The 16,057-nt window shown below is 40.3% G+C and carries 11 protein-coding genes; all 11 read left to right on the top strand.

What is annotated here, in order from left to right; genetic code table 11:
* Nucleotides 1-308: 308 nt before the first annotated feature.
* The 11 genes from pcrB to gatA all read left to right on the top strand — a co-directional run bounded on the left by pcrB (nucleotide 309) and on the right by gatA (nucleotide 16,051).
* The gene (pcrB, locus tag PQ474_RS15480) at nucleotides 309-1,010 is read left to right on the top strand and encodes a heptaprenylglyceryl phosphate synthase (RefSeq protein ID WP_273845057.1); all 702 of its coding nucleotides are present in this window, start codon (nucleotides 309-311) and stop codon (nucleotides 1,008-1,010) included.
* Nucleotides 1,011-1,078: 68 nt separating this feature from the next.
* Nucleotides 1,079-3,310, top strand: a complete 2,232-nt coding sequence (pcrA, locus tag PQ474_RS15475) for a DNA helicase PcrA (protein WP_273845055.1) — start codon at nucleotides 1,079-1,081, stop codon at nucleotides 3,308-3,310.
* Nucleotides 3,311-3,418: 108 nt separating this feature from the next.
* Nucleotides 3,419-5,428: an NAD-dependent DNA ligase LigA gene (gene ligA, locus PQ474_RS15470; protein WP_273845053.1), complete on the top strand. Its 2,010-nt coding sequence runs from the start codon at nucleotides 3,419-3,421 to the stop codon at nucleotides 5,426-5,428.
* 25 nt (nucleotides 5,429-5,453) lie between these two features.
* Nucleotides 5,454-6,629 (top strand): CamS family sex pheromone protein, encoded by a 1,176-nt coding sequence (locus tag PQ474_RS15465; RefSeq protein ID WP_273845051.1) that lies wholly within the window; start codon nucleotides 5,454-5,456, stop codon nucleotides 6,627-6,629.
* A gap of 454 nt (nucleotides 6,630-7,083) precedes the next feature.
* Nucleotides 7,084-8,199, top strand: coding sequence for a BMP family lipoprotein (locus tag PQ474_RS15460; protein WP_273845048.1), 1,116 nt, complete (start codon nucleotides 7,084-7,086; stop codon nucleotides 8,197-8,199).
* 167 nt (nucleotides 8,200-8,366) lie between these two features.
* Complete coding sequence (locus PQ474_RS15455) at nucleotides 8,367-9,896, top strand: ABC transporter ATP-binding protein (protein ID WP_273845046.1); 1,530 nt, start codon at nucleotides 8,367-8,369, stop codon at nucleotides 9,894-9,896.
* Nucleotides 9,896-10,954 carry an ABC transporter permease gene (locus PQ474_RS15450; protein WP_273845106.1) on the top strand — a complete coding sequence of 353 codons (1,059 nt, stop codon included), beginning with the start codon at nucleotides 9,896-9,898 and terminating at the stop codon, nucleotides 10,952-10,954. Before PQ474_RS15455 ends, PQ474_RS15450 begins: the two co-directional genes overlap by 1 nt.
* Nucleotides 10,955-11,917 carry an ABC transporter permease gene (locus tag PQ474_RS15445; protein ID WP_273845044.1) on the top strand — a complete coding sequence of 321 codons (963 nt, stop codon included), beginning with the start codon at nucleotides 10,955-10,957 and terminating at the stop codon, nucleotides 11,915-11,917.
* Nucleotides 11,918-12,373: 456 nt separating this feature from the next.
* Nucleotides 12,374-13,885: a sodium/proline symporter PutP gene (gene putP, locus PQ474_RS15440; RefSeq protein ID WP_273845043.1), complete on the top strand. Its 1,512-nt coding sequence runs from the start codon at nucleotides 12,374-12,376 to the stop codon at nucleotides 13,883-13,885.
* Nucleotides 13,886-14,284: 399 nt separating this feature from the next.
* On the top strand, nucleotides 14,285-14,575 hold the full coding sequence (gene gatC, locus PQ474_RS15435) for an Asp-tRNA(Asn)/Glu-tRNA(Gln) amidotransferase subunit GatC (RefSeq protein ID WP_273845039.1): 291 nt from the start codon (nucleotides 14,285-14,287) through the stop codon (nucleotides 14,573-14,575).
* 18 nt (nucleotides 14,576-14,593) lie between these two features.
* Nucleotides 14,594-16,051, top strand: a complete 1,458-nt coding sequence (gene gatA, locus PQ474_RS15430; RefSeq protein ID WP_273845037.1) for an Asp-tRNA(Asn)/Glu-tRNA(Gln) amidotransferase subunit GatA — start codon at nucleotides 14,594-14,596, stop codon at nucleotides 16,049-16,051.
* The last annotated feature ends 6 nt before the right edge of the window (nucleotides 16,052-16,057 follow it).

Raw genomic sequence — 16,057 nt, 5'->3', positions numbered from 1 at the left:
TTTTGCAAATAAAATGGAGTTCGCTGATATATTTAAGAACTTGCTGATAAAAATCCGTTCTCGCTGATATATTCAAAAGATCGTAAATAACCACATAAGGGTTAAATCTGATAGAGCAAAACCAACACTGTATTTTAAGGGCAATGAAAAAAGTGAAAATCGTACCTTTTTCAGTGGCCTCGTATTTCGCAGGAGAGGGTTTAACATATTAGATATGATCCTCGGGCGACAACCAATCTCATCTTTGATATAATGACTAATCAGATATGTATTTTTGTTGGTAATTAGCTGTTGCGGGAGTGGTAAAGATGCTTGAGGTAAATGAGTGGAGACATGTATTTAAATTAGATCCGAATAAAGAAATAACAGATGAAGCATTAGAAGCTATTTGTGAGACAGGAACAGACGGATTAATCATTGGTGGGACGGACGGAGTGACTCTTGATAATACGTTACAGTTGCTTGCTCGTGTTCGTCGTTATACGGTTTCGTGCGCTCTTGAAATTTCAAATTTGGAGGCAATCACTCCAGGGTTTGACTATTTCTTCATTCCATCTGTGATGAATAGTCCTGATTTAAAATGGGTTCAAGGCTACCATCATCAAGCGATTAAAGAGTTCGGGGCGATTATGAATTGGGATGAAATAGCGGTGGAAGGCTATTGCATTTTAAATCCAGAAGCCAAAGCTGCAAAGCTGACAAATGCGAATACGAACGTAACGACTGAAGATATTGTTGCCTATGCACGGATGGCTGAACATCTTTACCACTTCCCGATTTTCTATCTTGAATACAGTGGAACGTACGGTGATCCAAAGGTCGTGAAAGATGTGTCAACCGTTTTAAAAAATACACAGTTATTTTACGGGGGCGGAATCCGTTCGGTGGAACAAGCAAGAGAAATGGCTGAGTTTGCAGACACTGTAGTCGTTGGAAACTTGATATATGAAGATTTAGATTCTTCATTAGCAACCGTGGAGGCAGTGAAAAGCACAAGCTTAAAAAAATGAGGAACATTGAAATCCAATGAAAAACAAGCTAGAATAAAATAAAAGAACATACGTTTGGTGGTGAGGGTATGCAAGCGAAGATAATTGAGAAAATGCTCTCTGGTTTAAACCCTGAGCAAAGACAAGCCGTCCAGCATACAGATGGACCTCTGTTATTGATGGCTGGAGCCGGAAGTGGAAAAACGCGGGTACTAACACATAGGATTGCCTACCTTTTAAGAGAGAAAGAGGTTGCTCCATGGAGTGTCTTAGCGATTACCTTTACAAATAAAGCGGCACGTGAGATGAAAGATCGTGTCGCTCAACTAGTGGGACCAGTTGCAGAAGATATTTGGATTTCCACATTCCACTCCATGTGTGTCAGAATATTACGCAGAGACATTGACCGAATTGGGTATAACCGAAATTTCACCATTTTGGATTCAGGAGATCAACTATCGGTCATTAAACAAATTTTGAAGACGAAAAATATTGATCCGAAGAAGTTTGAAGCAAGGAGCATTCTTGGGACGATTAGTAGCGCAAAAAATGAATTGAAAAAGCCTGATGATTTTGCAAAAACGGCGTCGGGTCCCTATGATCAAACGGCTGCTGATGTGTATGTCGACTATCAAAAGCAATTAAAGAAAAATCATGCGCTTGATTTTGATGATTTAATCATGAAAACGATCGAGCTATTTAAGCTAGTTCCAGAGGTACTTGCGTTTTATCAACGTAAGTTCCAGTACATTTTGGTTGATGAGTATCAAGATACGAACCGAGCACAGTATATGCTTGTGAAGATGTTAGCGGAGCGCTTTGAAAATATTTGTGTAGTCGGAGATTCCGATCAGTCGATTTATCGCTGGCGTGGAGCGGATATTGCTAACATTCTGTCATTTGAAGAAGATTACCCTAAAGCTAAGGTAATCCTTCTTGAGCAGAACTATCGTTCAACCAAGACCATTCTACAAGCGGCGAACCGTGTTATAGAAAATAACTCGAACCGAAAGCCGAAGAACCTTTGGACAGAAAATGATTCTGGGATGAAAATTGGATACTTCGCAGCAGATACCGAGCAGTCGGAAGCTCAATTTGTAGTTGAGAAAATTAGAGAAGCGATGCAATCGAGTAGTTACACTTACTCAGATATAGCCATTCTTTATCGAACCAATGCTCAGTCGCGTGTGATTGAGGAATACTTTGTTAAATCGAACATTGAATATAACATCGTTGGAGGAACGAAGTTCTACGATCGAAAAGAGATTAAAGATGTTCTTGCTTATTTACGTTTAATCGCAAACCCAGATGACGATATTAGTTTACAACGGATCATTAATGTACCTAAGCGTGGGATAGGAGCAACAACCGTTGACAAAATTGGAGCCTATGCGATCGAAGAAGGAATATCGATCTTCGCTGCGCTTCAAGAGGTTGAACAGGTTGGACTTGCTGGTCGTACAGCGGTGAAGTTACAAGAATTCTCTAAGCAACTGACTCACTGGGTTGAAATGCAGGAGTATTTATCAGTGACAGAATTGGTTGAGGAGTTACTTGAACGAACGGGCTATCGTGACATGCTTAAAAATGAAAAGTCACTCGAAGCATTAAGTAGACTGGAAAACATTGATGAATTCTTAACTGTAACAAATGAATTTGAAAAACAAAATGAAGATAAATCACTTGTGGCGTTTCTAACCGATTTAGCACTTGTCGCTGATATTGATAAGTTAGATGAGGAGAATGATGGAAAGCCGAAAGATGCGATTACGTTAATGACTCTCCACTCTGCAAAAGGGTTAGAATTCCCACTTGTCTTTTTAATTGGTTTAGAAGAAGGGATTTTCCCTCATAGCCGTTCTCTATTTGAAGCAGAAGAAATGGAAGAAGAGCGCCGCTTAGCATATGTAGGGATCACGAGAGCGGAAAAGCAATTATATGTAACTAATGCAAGGTTAAGGACCATGTTTGGTCGAACAAATACGAATCCGCCTTCAAGATTTATCAATGAGATTCCGGAAGAATGTCTTGAATCGTTAAATGAGCAACAGAAAAAGCAAACTCCTGATTGGATGAAGACGTCTCGAAAAACATCACCAACCCAGCCTAGTCGCAATATTGAGCGGCCTCGAGTGACTCATACAGGTGGCGATCAGATCTCTTGGAATGTAGGCGATAAAGCAGCCCACAAAAAATGGGGAGTTGGAACGGTAGTAAGTATAAAAGGAGCCGGAGAATCAGTAGAACTTGATATTGCTTTTCCTAATCCAACCGGTGTGAAACGTCTATTTGCTAAATTCGCACCGATAACAAAACAGTAAAACAAGCTATTAAAAAGGGCAAAAGGAAGAGGCTACTGAAACTGGTGATTGGACCTTTTCAGTAGTCTTAATTGTAAAAGCCCTTTTACATAAGAAAGGACGAAAGCCATGGAGCAGCAAGCCCCCAAACGACTAGAAGAGCTTCGTAAGCTTTTAGAGGAGTATGGCCACCATTATTATGTGCTAGATAACCCAGTTGTTTCAGACGCAGAGTATGATGCTCTTATGCAAGAATTAATTCAATTAGAGGAGCAGTATCCTCAATTTTTCAGTGAAGATTCTCCATCCGTTCGAGTCGGTGGAGAACCCCTTCCTTTCTTTGAAAAAGTGGAACATCGCTCGCCGATGTTAAGTTTAGGAAATGCTTTTTCAGATGTCGATCTACGTGACTTTGATCGACGTGTTAGACAGTTAGTGGGGGACAATGTTACGTATACATGTGAGTTGAAAATTGACGGTCTAGCTGTTTCTCTTGTTTATGAAAAGGGTAAATTCAAAAGAGGGGCCACGCGTGGTGATGGAACCGTTGGAGAAGATATTACGGCTAATCTAAAAACGATTCCCGCGATTCCTCTCAGGTTAAAAGAACAGGTCAATATCGAAGTTCGTGGTGAAGCTTTTATGCCAAAAGGCTCCTTTGAAGCGTTGAATGTGGCTAAAGAGAAAGTTGGGGAAGAGAAGTTTGCGAACCCGAGAAATGCAGCGGCAGGATCACTGCGTCAACTAGATCCTAAGCTTGCAGCAAAACGAAACTTATCTATTTTTATTTATGCAATTGGTTATCTCGAGGAAAAAGAAGTTCCCTCCCATCATGAAGGGATTCATTATTTAAAAGAGCTCGGATTCCGAGTAAATAAGGAAAGCAGACACTGTTCTTCTATTGAAGAAGTGATTGCTTATACGGAAGAATGGGTGCAAAAGCGCGGGGAACTTCCTTATGAAATAGATGGAATTGTCATTAAGGTTGACCGTTTAGATCAACAAAAGGAGATGGGCTTCACCGCTAAGAGTCCAAGGTGGGCCATTGCGTTTAAGTTTCCAGCTGAAGAAGTCGTAACGACTCTAGAAGACATTGAACTTAATATTGGAAGAACCGGAGTCGTGACACCGACAGCCATTTTATCACCCGTAACGGTTGCTGGAACTACAGTGAAACGAGCTTCGCTTCATAACGAGGATTTAATTCGTGAAAAAGATTTGAAGCTTGGTGATTCTGTTGTCATAAAAAAAGCGGGAGATATTATACCTGAAGTCGTGAATGTTCTAACAGACTTACGAGATGGATCTGAACGCGAATTTACGATGCCTACCCACTGTCCAGCTTGTGAAAGTGAATTGGTTCGGTTAGAGGGAGAAGTTGCACTGCGCTGTATTAACCCACAATGCCCGGCGCAAATCAAAGAGGGGTTAATTCATTTCGTATCAAGAAATGCAATGAACATTGATGGTCTTGGCGAAAAGGTCATTAGTCAGCTATTTGATCATGACCTCGTTTCAGATGTCGCCGATATTTATAAACTAGATCGAGATGAGTTACTGAAGCTAGAACGAATGGGTGAAAAGTCAGTTGATAAATTACTCGATGCGATAGAAAAAACAAAAGGAAATTCACTTGAACGTCTATTGTTTGGGTTAGGGATCCGTTTTGTTGGAGCCAAAGCGGCCAAAACGTTGGCGATGGAATTTGAAACGCTCGATCGCATTCAACATGCAACAGAAGAAGAGTTGATTGCGGTTAATGAAATAGGGGAAAAAATGGCATCTTCAATAAAACGTTATTTTTCCACTCCTGAAGTGTTAGAATTAATAGATGAATTAGTCAATCTTGGAGTCAATGTGGCATATAAAGGTCCGAGGGCACCAACTGAAAACGAAGTTACTGATAGTCCGTTTGCTGGTAAAACAATTGTGTTAACAGGGAAGCTTGAACAACTGACTCGTGATGAGGCCAAGGAGAAAATTGAAGCGTTTGGTGGGAAAGTTACTGGAAGCGTCAGTAAAAAAACAGATCTTGTCATTGCCGGAGAGGATGCTGGATCAAAGCGAACAAAAGCAGAGGAACTCAACATTGAAATTTGGGATGAAGCGAAGTTAGTAGAAGTGTTCAATTCTAATTAAATAAGTAGAAGGAGGAGGGAAGTGGATGATGTTAAGAAGGTGGGGAACCGCTTCTCTCATTCTGTTTCTTTTAACAGGGTGTTTTCCAAGTATGCCCGAAGAAGAAGAACAGGTTGTAGAGGAAGGAAATGTGAATGAACAGGAACAAGTCGTAGAAGTCGTTCCACAAATTATTACGCCTGACAATTATTATCAAAGCGTTTTATACGATGGTTCTTATAAGCACGGAGAATCTAGAGGGTTTGGTAATTCCGTCGTTTATAATCGCCTAGATTTAGATCAGCTAGAGATGGGATTAACGCGGATTGCTCAACAGCATTTTGACCCGGAAAACTATTTCTTTAGAGAAGGTCAATTCATTAAAAGGAATCAGTTAAATAATTGGTTGATGCGATACGATGAGGAGTCAAATCCAGATGGGCTTAATCCGGGACTTGGTCAAGGCGAGGATATGCGTGCTAGGGAAGAAAGTCAGCCCCGTTATTTATCTCATATTTTAGAACACAATTACTTGGTCGAAGATTCTAATGGCCAATTAAACCTTGGTGGAATAGTGATCGGACTCTCCATGAATAGTGTGTACAATTTTAGAGTGGAAGATGAACAAGGGCGTTACTATTTTTATGAGTTGCCACTAACTGAACAAGCAATTGAACAAGAAGCAGACCGAATCGCTAAAGAAATTTTGAACAGGTTACGTTCAATGGAGGATGGAGCTTTTCAGGACATTCCGATCCTTTTTGCTGTATTTCAGGAACAACCTCGAGAATCTGTGATCCCTGGGCAGTTTATTGCAAAAGCGATAGCTGATCCGAGAGGGGACTTAGACCGGTTTCAGCGTTTAAATGAACGTTATTTTCTGTTTCCTTCTAGTGAAGCCAATCAAGAGGCTCGAAATGAAGCGGACCAGTTTCAACGGTTCAAAGACGATATTCAAGACTTTTTTGATACGTATCTAGGAGTTGTCGGTAAAGGGCGTTATTTAGATAATCAAATCCAAGAGTTGAATATTGAGATCCCTTTACGTTTTCAGGGGAAAGCGGAGATTGTTGCCCTTTCGCAATACGTAGCGAGCCAATTGAAACAAAGGTTTCAAGGGCATTACAAGGTAAGTGTTGAAATCACGTCTGTATCCGGAAATACAGAAAGTATTGTGGTTCAGAATCCAGATGAAGAACCATTTATTCATGTATTTAACTAGATTAAAATAATATTCATACAAAAAGGTAGTTCTAGATAGGAAGTAACTCACTTCTATAATAGAGCTACTTTTTTATGCTTTTTATGAAACGAAAGTTAATAAGTATAATGAAAAGGCGTCTGTCTGTAAATATGTTAAAATAATTGTCGAAATGAAACGAATTATAATAAAAAAAACTATTTATTATTCCTATTGTACATGATATATTTATCTCGTCGACTGACACCTTGTAGGAGGTCAGATGTCTGACATTGGCGCTTTGTACTGAGCACTTACATAAATTACATCAAACTGTGCAAACAAAGACAAATAGATTTCTTTATAGAGGAATAGAACCTAAGCAAAGTGAAACCCTATACAAGAAAGGTTTGTCTGAGAAGGCACTTCTACATCATGAATGTGTGTACGTACATAACGAAAGCGTTCGCACGATAGAAAAAAAGGGGGATTTTACATGAAAAAGTGGCTACGTACATTAACGATGACAGCAGCTGTTGCAGTGACACTTGCAGCGTGTGGAGCAGGCGAAGAAGCTCCTGCTACTGATGAGGAAGCAGCACCAGGTGGTGGTGCAGTTGAAGCTACGGACTTTACAGTAGGCATGGTAACAGATGTCGGAGGAATTGATGATAAGTCATTCAACCAATCGTCTTGGGAAGGTTTATCGCTATTTGGTAGTGAATTTGGCTTAGAAGAAGGAACGGACTACCGTTACTTACAATCTGGTGATATGGCAGAATTTGAACCAAACCTTCGTACTTTAGTACGTGAAGATGTCGATCTTGTTTGGGGAATTGGCTTTTTAATGGAAGATGCGATTCGAACGATTGCACAACAAGTGGAAGATGCTCAATTAGCTATTGTTGATTCAGTTGTAGCAGACGAGGACGGAGTTCCATTAGCGAATGTAGCAAACATTACATTTAAAGAACATGAAGGATCTTTCCTTGTAGGTGTGGCAGCAGGTCTTCAAACGACTGGAAATAAAGTCGGTTTCATTGGTGGAGTTGAAGGTTCTTTAATCAAGAAATTCGAAAATGGATTTAAAGCAGGTGTTAAAGCGGTTAATCCAGATGCTGAAGTTATCGTTCAGTATGCTGAAAGCTTTAACAACCCTGACCGTGGTTCTCAAATTGCAAATACAATGTATAGCCAAGGCGCTGATATTATTTATCACGCAGCTGGTGATACAGGTAATGGTCTTTTCACAGAAGCTATCAACCGTGCTCGTAATGGCGAAAATGTTTGGGCAATTGGTGTTGACCGTGACCAACATGAAGAAGGTGTTTTTGGTGACGATGGTCAATCAGTAACATTAACTTCAATGGTTAAGCGTGTAGACAGAGCTGTATATTTAGTATCTGAGCGTACGATGAATGGTGACTTCCCAGGTGGTGAAGTTCTTGAATTTGGTCTAGATGATGAAGCGGTAGGAATTGCTCCTTCACAAGACAACATGTCTGAGGAAGCGCTACAAGCTGTTCAAGACTATCAAGCACAAATCCAAGGGGGGGACATTTCAGTTCCTCAAACAGATGAAGAATACGAAGAGTATCTATCTTCACTTTAAATTTTTTTAAGGCAAAAGGCTAGTATCGCACTAGCCTTTTGTTTTCAATCTTACATAAATCGTGTGAAGAAGGGACAATGAAGGATTGTTAATTGCCCAATCCTTCATTGCCTCTTTTAGATAAGAAATGACGGTTCAAGTATTGAAAGGTTAGGAGTGATTTACAGGTGAGCTATGTTATTGAAATGAATAACATTCGTAAAGAATTTCCTGGAATTGTGGCAAATGATAATATCACACTTCAAGTAAAAAAGGGAGAAGTTCATGCTCTCCTTGGTGAAAATGGAGCGGGCAAATCCACTTTAATGAACGTGTTATTTGGATTATATCAACCTGAACAAGGTGAAATTGTCGTTCGTGGGGAAAAAGTAAAAATTACCGACCCGAATGTAGCGAACAATCTTGGGATAGGAATGGTCCATCAACATTTTATGCTTGTTGATAAATTCACAGTTACAGAAAATATTATTTTAGGAAATGAGCCTAAAAAGTTTGGCAGAATTAATATAAAAAAAGCAGCTAAAGAAGTAGAAGAAATCTCGAACCGATACGGTTTAAAGGTAGATCCATATGCAAAAATTGAGAATATTTCTGTTGGGATGCAACAACGAGTAGAGATCTTAAAAACGCTTTATCGCGGTGCTGATATTCTTATTCTCGATGAACCTACCGCCGTTTTAACCCCACAAGAAATTCAAGAGTTGATCAGTATAATGAAGACGTTGGTGAATGAAGGAAAGTCCATTATTTTGATTACTCACAAACTAAAAGAGATTATGGCGGTTTGTGATCGTTGTACCGTTATTAGACGTGGGAAGGGAATTGGGACCGTTGATGTCAGCGATACGAATCCGGATAAGTTAGCAGCGATGATGGTCGGACGCGAAGTCAATTTCAGTGTAGAAAAAGGTCCTGCTAACCCAAAAGAAACAGTTCTAAGAATTAAAAACTTAACTGTAAATGATTCACGAGGGGTAACGGCTGTTAACAATTTGAGTCTAGATTTAAAAGCAGGAGAAATCATTGGACTTGCTGGTGTTGATGGGAACGGACAGTCAGAATTAATAGAAGCTATTACAGGTTTACGTAAAGCAGAATCAGGCATTGTTTCATTAAATGGTAAAGATGTGACTAATTTCAAACCTCGTAAGGTGACAGAGTCTGGTCTCGGACATATCCCTGAGGATCGGCATAAGCATGGTCTTGTATTGGATTTCACCATTGGAGAAAATATTGTTTTACAAACGTATTATCATAAGCCGTACTCAAAAAATGGCATTTTAAATCATCATGAAATTTATAAAAAAGCTCGATCTTTGATTGAAGACTTTGATGTGCGAACACCGAGTGAATACACACTGGCTCGTGCTTTATCTGGAGGAAATCAACAAAAGGCCATTATTGCACGTGAGGTCGACCGCTCACCAGACTTCTTAATTGCGGCGCAACCAACTCGTGGTTTAGATGTTGGTGCAATTGAATCCATTCATAGAAGGCTTGTGATGGAGCGGGATAAAGGGAGAGCGGTCCTTCTTATGTCATTAGAATTAGATGAGATCTTGAACGTAAGTGATCGAATTGCTGTTATGTATGAAGGAGAAATTGTAGACATTGTCGATGCTGATCAAACGAATGAACGAGAATTAGGTTTACTGATGGCTGGTGGCAAGAAGGAGAAGGAAGGTAAAGCAAGATGATGAAAAAATTGCTTCCAAAAAATAAGTTGATATCGTTAGCTGTTCCTTTAATAGCTGTCTTATTAGGGATCTTAATTGGCGCGATTGTCATGCTTTTTACTGGCTACAATCCAGTATTAGGTTACTCTGCATTGTTGGCGGGAATTTTTAGTGATACGTACTACATTGGTGAGACGATCAGAACGATGACCCCTCTCATTTTATCTGGTCTTGCGGTAGCATTTGCTTTCCGAACGGGACTATTTAATATTGGGGTAGAAGGTCAAGTAATTGTCGGTTGGCTTGCTTCTGTGTATGTGGGGATTGTACTAGAATTACCTAAATTGATTCATTTGCCGGTAGCCATCCTTGCTGGAGCACTGGCTGGGGCGTTATGGGGATTCATCCCTGGTATTTTAAAGGCTCGTTTTCAAGTTCATGAAGTTATTGTAACGATTATGATGAACTATATTGCTTTATATACAGCTAATTATTTGATTCGCGCCTTTTTACTAGTACCAGGAGAGCGGACGGAAGCGATCTCGAAATCTGCTTCACTTGCATCTCCATTTTTACAATCATTGACAGACTATTCGAGGCTACACTATGGATTTATTGTGGCGCTCCTAGGTTGTGTTGTCATGTGGTTTATTTTATGGAAAACATCAAAAGGGTTTGAGCTTCGTGCCGTTGGGTTTAACCAACATGCTTCGCAATATTCTGGTATGAATGTCAAGAAAAACATCGTTCTTGCGATGGTGATTTCTGGAGGATTTGCTGGTGTTGCCGGTGCGATGGAAGGTCTAGGAACTTATGGTTATATGAGCATTCTTTCTGGGTTCACTGGAGTCGGTTTTGACGGTATCGCCGTAGCCTTATTAGGTGCGAATACGGGAGTAGGGGTTTTATTAGCTTCCTTCCTATTTGGTGGGTTGCAAATTGGTGCGTTAAACATGCAATCAAAAGCGGGCGTACCTGTTGAATTAATCGACATTGTTATCGCCCTAATTATTTTCTTTGTAGCATCTAGTTACATCATTCGCTGGGTTATGAATCGAATTAAGAAGGAGGGGATTTAAATGGATTTCATGCAAATATTGGCGCTTGTCATACCTGCAGCGATCTACGCAGCTGCTCCCCTTATCTTAACTGGTTTAGGTGGTTTGTTTAGTGAACGTTCTGGTGTTGTTAATATCGGGTTAGAAGGACTTATGGTAATTGGAGCGTTTACTGGAATTGTAGTCACATTGACACTAGAAGGAATGGGATTTGGAGGTTCTTCTGTTTGGCTGGCGATGCTCGCGGCCGTTATGATTGGAGCTGCTTTCTCATTATTTCATGCTGTTGCTTCAATTACGTTTCGAGCGGATCAGATTGTAAGTGGCGTCGCTCTAAACTTTTTAGCGGTAGGATTAAGTGTTTTCCTTATTCGATTAATGTATGGAAAAGGGCAAACGGATTATATCCGTAACCGCATTTATCGTTTTGATGTTCCTGTACTAAGTGATATTCCGATTATTGGTCCGTTGTTCTTCTCGAATGTCTATATAACATCGTACATTGCCATTTTATTTGCAATCGTTGTGTATTTTGTAGTGTTCTATACTCCGTTTGGTCTTCGTCTCAGATCCGTTGGGGAGCATCCGATGGCTGCTGATACGATGGGGATCAACGTGGTTCGCATGCGTTATATAGGAGTTATGTTAAGTGGAGCTTTTGCTGGACTAGGTGGAGCCGTATTTGCGGTGACTGTTTCAGGGAACTTCTCGGGTACGACGATTGTCGGTCAAGGATTTATGGCACTCGCTGCGTTAATATTCGGGAAGTGGAATCCACTTGGTGTGTTGGGAGCAGCCTTATTCTTCGGATTGGCCCAAGCGTTAAGTATTACAGGAGCACAAATTCCATTACTAGCTAATGTCCCGTCTGTGTTTCTTTTGACCGCACCTTATGTTTTAACGATTTTAGCACTTGCTGGATTTGTAGGACGTGCTGAAGGGCCAAAAGCAATTGGAAAACCTTATGTAAAAGGGTCAAGATGACAGAGAAAGAACCTTCTGATTGGAAAAAACCAGAAGGTTCTTTTGTTATAGAGAAACGATTATTACGCGTTTGCTTTAGTGGGGGAGAGAAATTAATGAAGATTAGTCTAGATGTATGTATATCAGTATATAGCGCTAAAAACGTTTGCATCTGAAGTGGTGGTGAATAAATATCCATAAAGTTGAGAGGGTTTAACTGTGTTTAAATGTTCTGAAATTAATATTATGTTATGGTATATAGGAGGTCCATTTTGCGAGTGTGATTTAAACAAACGCTTGTTTATGTAATGTTATACAGAATGGTTGCATAGATCTTCCAAAAGCGGGTTTAGTTAAGGAGGTGCCATAGATGGATTACGGTTTAACAACAGCAACTTGGTTTTTGCTGTACGTTCCGATGCCTTTATTAATTGTTTTATCAATCATCTCATTACTTAGAAGGAGGAGTGAGTAAATTTGGAATTAGCTACGATTATTACGTTTATTATTTATTTAGTAGGAATGCTTGCGATCGGACTGGTTGCGTACCGGTTAACAAGTAATTTATCCGATTATGTTCTAGGGGGACGTCGACTCGGAGGAAGTGTGGCGGCGCTTAGTGCTGGGGCTTCAGACATGAGTAGTTGGCTCTTACTTGGATTGCCAGGTGCCATGTATGTCAGTGGTATGGGTGAAATTTGGATAGCAGTTGGTCTCGCTATTGGTGCTTATTTAAATTGGCAGTTTATCGCAGCAAGACTTAGAACTTATACAAAAATAGCAAATGATTCTATTACTCTACCAGAATTTTTGGAGAATCGTTTTCATGACCGTTCGAAGGCATTGCGTATTATCTCGGCCCTTCTTATTCTTATTTTCTTTGCCTTTTATACGTCTTCAGGTCTTGTAGGTGGTGCCCTACTTTTTGAAGCTTCGTTTGGTATGACGTATACACAAGCTTTATGGATTGGTGCATTAGTTATTATATCGTATACATTTTTAGGTGGTTTCTTAGCTGTAAGTTGGACGGACTTCTTTCAAGGGATTTTAATGTTCTTGGCGTTAATTATTGTTCCCATTGTAGCAATCTCAAATATGGGAGGATGGAGGGAGACGGTTAATACCGTCGGTGTGATGGATCCATCCTACTTAGATGCATTTCAAGGAGCAACGTTTATTGGTGTCGTTTCCTTACTTGCTTGGGGTTTAGGTTATTTTGGTCAACCTCATATTGTTACACGTTTTATGGCTGTTAAATCAGTAAAAGAAATACCGAAAGCCCGCGCAGTCGGTATGACATGGATGGTCCTTGCCTTATTTGGGGCGATTTTCACTGGTTTTGTAGGGATTGCTTACTTCTCAGTAAATGGTCCAGGAGGTCAGCCGCTTGCTGATGGATCTCATGAGACATTATTTATTATGTTTACTCAAGTGCTCTTTAATCCTTGGGTAGCGGGCTTCTTGTTAGCTGCGATTTTATCGGCGATTATGAGTACCATTGATTCACAACTTTTAGTTTCTTCTAGTGCTCTAGCAGAAGATGTTTATAAAGGGTTTATTAGAAAAAATGCCTCTCAAACAGAGCTTGTTTGGGTAGGGAGATTCGGGGTTGTTCTGATTGCGTTAATCGCAATTGTACTTGCCTACAATCCAGAAAGTTCGGTCCTCGATCTAGTTGGTTATGCTTGGGCTGGATTTGGAGCAGCATTCGGTCCAGTACTGATCCTCGCGTTATTCTGGAAACGAATGACGAGAAACGGAGCTTTAGCCGGAATGGTAGTGGGTGGTCTAACCGTGATTATTTGGGCGGAATTAGATACGTGGTTCGGCTTTTCTGCGGAACAATTTCCGATATTAGGCCTTTACGAGATCATTCCAGGTTTTATTCTCGCTTGGATGGCCATCGTGGTAATTAGTATCCTTGGCCAAGAGCCTTCAAAGGACATTCAGGAAGAATTTGAGAAATCGAAACAGGAAGTATTATCGTAAGATCCATCCTCTCTTAGTAATGACTAAGAGAGGATTTTGTTTTGTTTGCAAAATGGAGCATTAGGTACCTGTATTGTAGTAACTGAAAAATAGAGATACCTAAAGGGAGAATTAACTACTTATATTTTTAGTATCTAAAATCTTGAGGCACTTATTGGGCGCAGTGAGTACCTCTATTTTTATTTAGAAAAAATAATTTCCTTACCTAACCTAATACAGATACTCACTCTACCGCGTCTCTACACTACAGTGACGCTTCTTTCTACTCTAAAAAAGCAGGATGACACCTATCTTATGCAAAGTTTACACTACTTGGGCTTTGTTGCCTGTGAAAGGGTTATTTGGTATTATTAATCATATTGTCAAAATGCTCGAAATTTTTTCGGAGGTGAAGGAGAAATGTCACGAATCCAAGAGGAACAAGTCAAGCACGTCGCTAATCTCGCTAGACTTGCGATTACAGAAGAAGAAGCGAAAATGTTCACAGAACAATTAGATGCCATTATTACGTTTGCAGAGCAGTTGAATGAATTAGATACAACAGGTGTAAAGCCAACTACACATGTTCTTGATATGAAGAATGTACTACGTGAGGACAAGGCAACTAAAGGATTACCAATTGAAGATGTATTGAAAAATGCACCAGACCATGAAGACGGACAAATCCGTGTACCGTCAATTATAGAATAGTAGGGGAGGACAAGCTTCATGTCTTTATTTGACCATAAGATGTCAGAGCTTCATACGATGCTTCTAAACAAAGAAGTGAAAGTCTCTGATCTCGTTGATGAATCATACAAACGAATTAGCGAAGTAGATGGTAGCGTTAAAGCGTTTGTCACTTTAGATGAAGAAAAAGCACGTGCATATGCTCAGGAGTTGGACGAAGCTCTTAGTTCAGACGCCGAACGTGGATTATTATTTGGGATGCCGATTGGTATAAAAGATAACATTGTAACGAAAAACTTACGTACGACTTGTTCGAGTCGCATACTTGAGAATTTCGATCCAATCTATGATGCTACGGTTGTGCAAAAGCTGAGAGGAGCTCAAGCGATCACAATTGGTAAGCTGAATATGGACGAATTTGCGATGGGGTCTTCTACTGAGAACTCTGCCCTTCAAGAAACAAGAAACCCTTGGAATCTTGATACAGTACCAGGTGGTTCGAGTGGTGGTTCAGCTGCTGCCGTTGCAGCTGGAGAAGTTCCTTTCTCGTTAGGATCGGATACGGGTGGATCGATCCGTCAACCGGCATCGTTTTGTGGTGTAGTTGGATTAAAACCTACATATGGACGAGTATCACGTTTTGGATTAGTGGCTTTTGCCTCATCACTTGATCAAATTGGTCCGATTACTCGTAACGTTGAGGACAATGCATACTTACTACAATCCATTACAGGCTTAGACCCAATGGACGGAACTTCTGCCAATGTGGAAGTTCCAGACTTTTTATCTGCTCTTACGGGTGATGTAAAAGGGTTGAAAATCGCTGTGCCAAAAGAGTACTTAGGTGAAGGTGTGCAAGAAGAAGTTAAGCAATCCGTTCTAGATGCTTTAAAAGTACTTGAAGGACAAGGCGCTACATGGGAAGAGGTTTCACTACCACATTCAAAATACGCGCTTGCAACCTATTATTTGATTTCTTCATCTGAAGCTTCAGCGAACCTTGCTCGCTTTGATGGAGTTCGTTACGGTTACCGGACGGATAATGCAGAAAATCTTCTTGAAATGTACAAGCAAACACGTGCAGAAGGCTTCGGAGATGAAGTGAAGCGTCGTATTATGCTTGGAACATTTGCGCTTAGCTCTGGTTATTATGATGCTTACTATAAAAAAGCCCAACAAGTCCGTACATTAATTAAACAAGACTTTGAAAAAGTCTTTGAAAAATATGACGTCATTATTGGACCAACAACGCCGACACCTGCGTTTAAGATCGGTGAAAATACAAAAGATCCATTAACGATGTATGCAAATGACATCTTAACGATTCCGGTAAACCTTGCAGGCGTTCCTGGAATTTCCGTACCGTGTGGATTTAAAGATGGTCTTCCACTCGGATTACAAATTATTGGTAAACATTTTGATGAAAGCACCGTTTATCGTGTGGCACATGCTTTTGAACAAGCAACAGACTATCACACGCAAAAACCGACGTTGTAAGGGGGA

This window comes from Halalkalibacter alkalisediminis, assembly GCF_028610705.1.
GTDB classification, from domain to species: Bacteria; Bacillota; Bacilli; order Bacillales; family Bacillaceae_D; genus Halalkalibacter; species Halalkalibacter alkalisediminis.
The sequence above is the reverse complement of the archived record's forward strand: the minus strand, read 5'-3'. Positions and strand labels throughout refer to the sequence as shown.

What these genes read in the sequence shown, in the direction of transcription:
- PQ474_RS15465 (WP_273845051.1), top strand. Translation starts at nt 5,454, where the DNA reads ATGATGTTAAGAAGGTGGGGAACCGCTTCTCTCATTCTGTTTCTTTTA.
- ligA (WP_273845053.1), top strand. Translation starts at nt 3,419, where the DNA reads ATGGAGCAGCAAGCCCCCAAACGACTAGAAGAGCTTCGTAAGCTTTTA.
- PQ474_RS15450 (WP_273845106.1), top strand. Translation starts at nt 9,896, where the DNA reads ATGAAAAAATTGCTTCCAAAAAATAAGTTGATATCGTTAGCTGTTCCT.
- PQ474_RS15460 (WP_273845048.1), top strand. Translation starts at nt 7,084, where the DNA reads ATGAAAAAGTGGCTACGTACATTAACGATGACAGCAGCTGTTGCAGTG.
- PQ474_RS15445 (WP_273845044.1), top strand. Translation starts at nt 10,955, where the DNA reads ATGGATTTCATGCAAATATTGGCGCTTGTCATACCTGCAGCGATCTAC.
- pcrA (WP_273845055.1), top strand. Translation starts at nt 1,079, where the DNA reads ATGCAAGCGAAGATAATTGAGAAAATGCTCTCTGGTTTAAACCCTGAG.
- gatA (WP_273845037.1), top strand. Translation starts at nt 14,594, where the DNA reads ATGTCTTTATTTGACCATAAGATGTCAGAGCTTCATACGATGCTTCTA.
- pcrB (WP_273845057.1), top strand. Translation starts at nt 309, where the DNA reads ATGCTTGAGGTAAATGAGTGGAGACATGTATTTAAATTAGATCCGAAT.
- gatC (WP_273845039.1), top strand. Translation starts at nt 14,285, where the DNA reads ATGTCACGAATCCAAGAGGAACAAGTCAAGCACGTCGCTAATCTCGCT.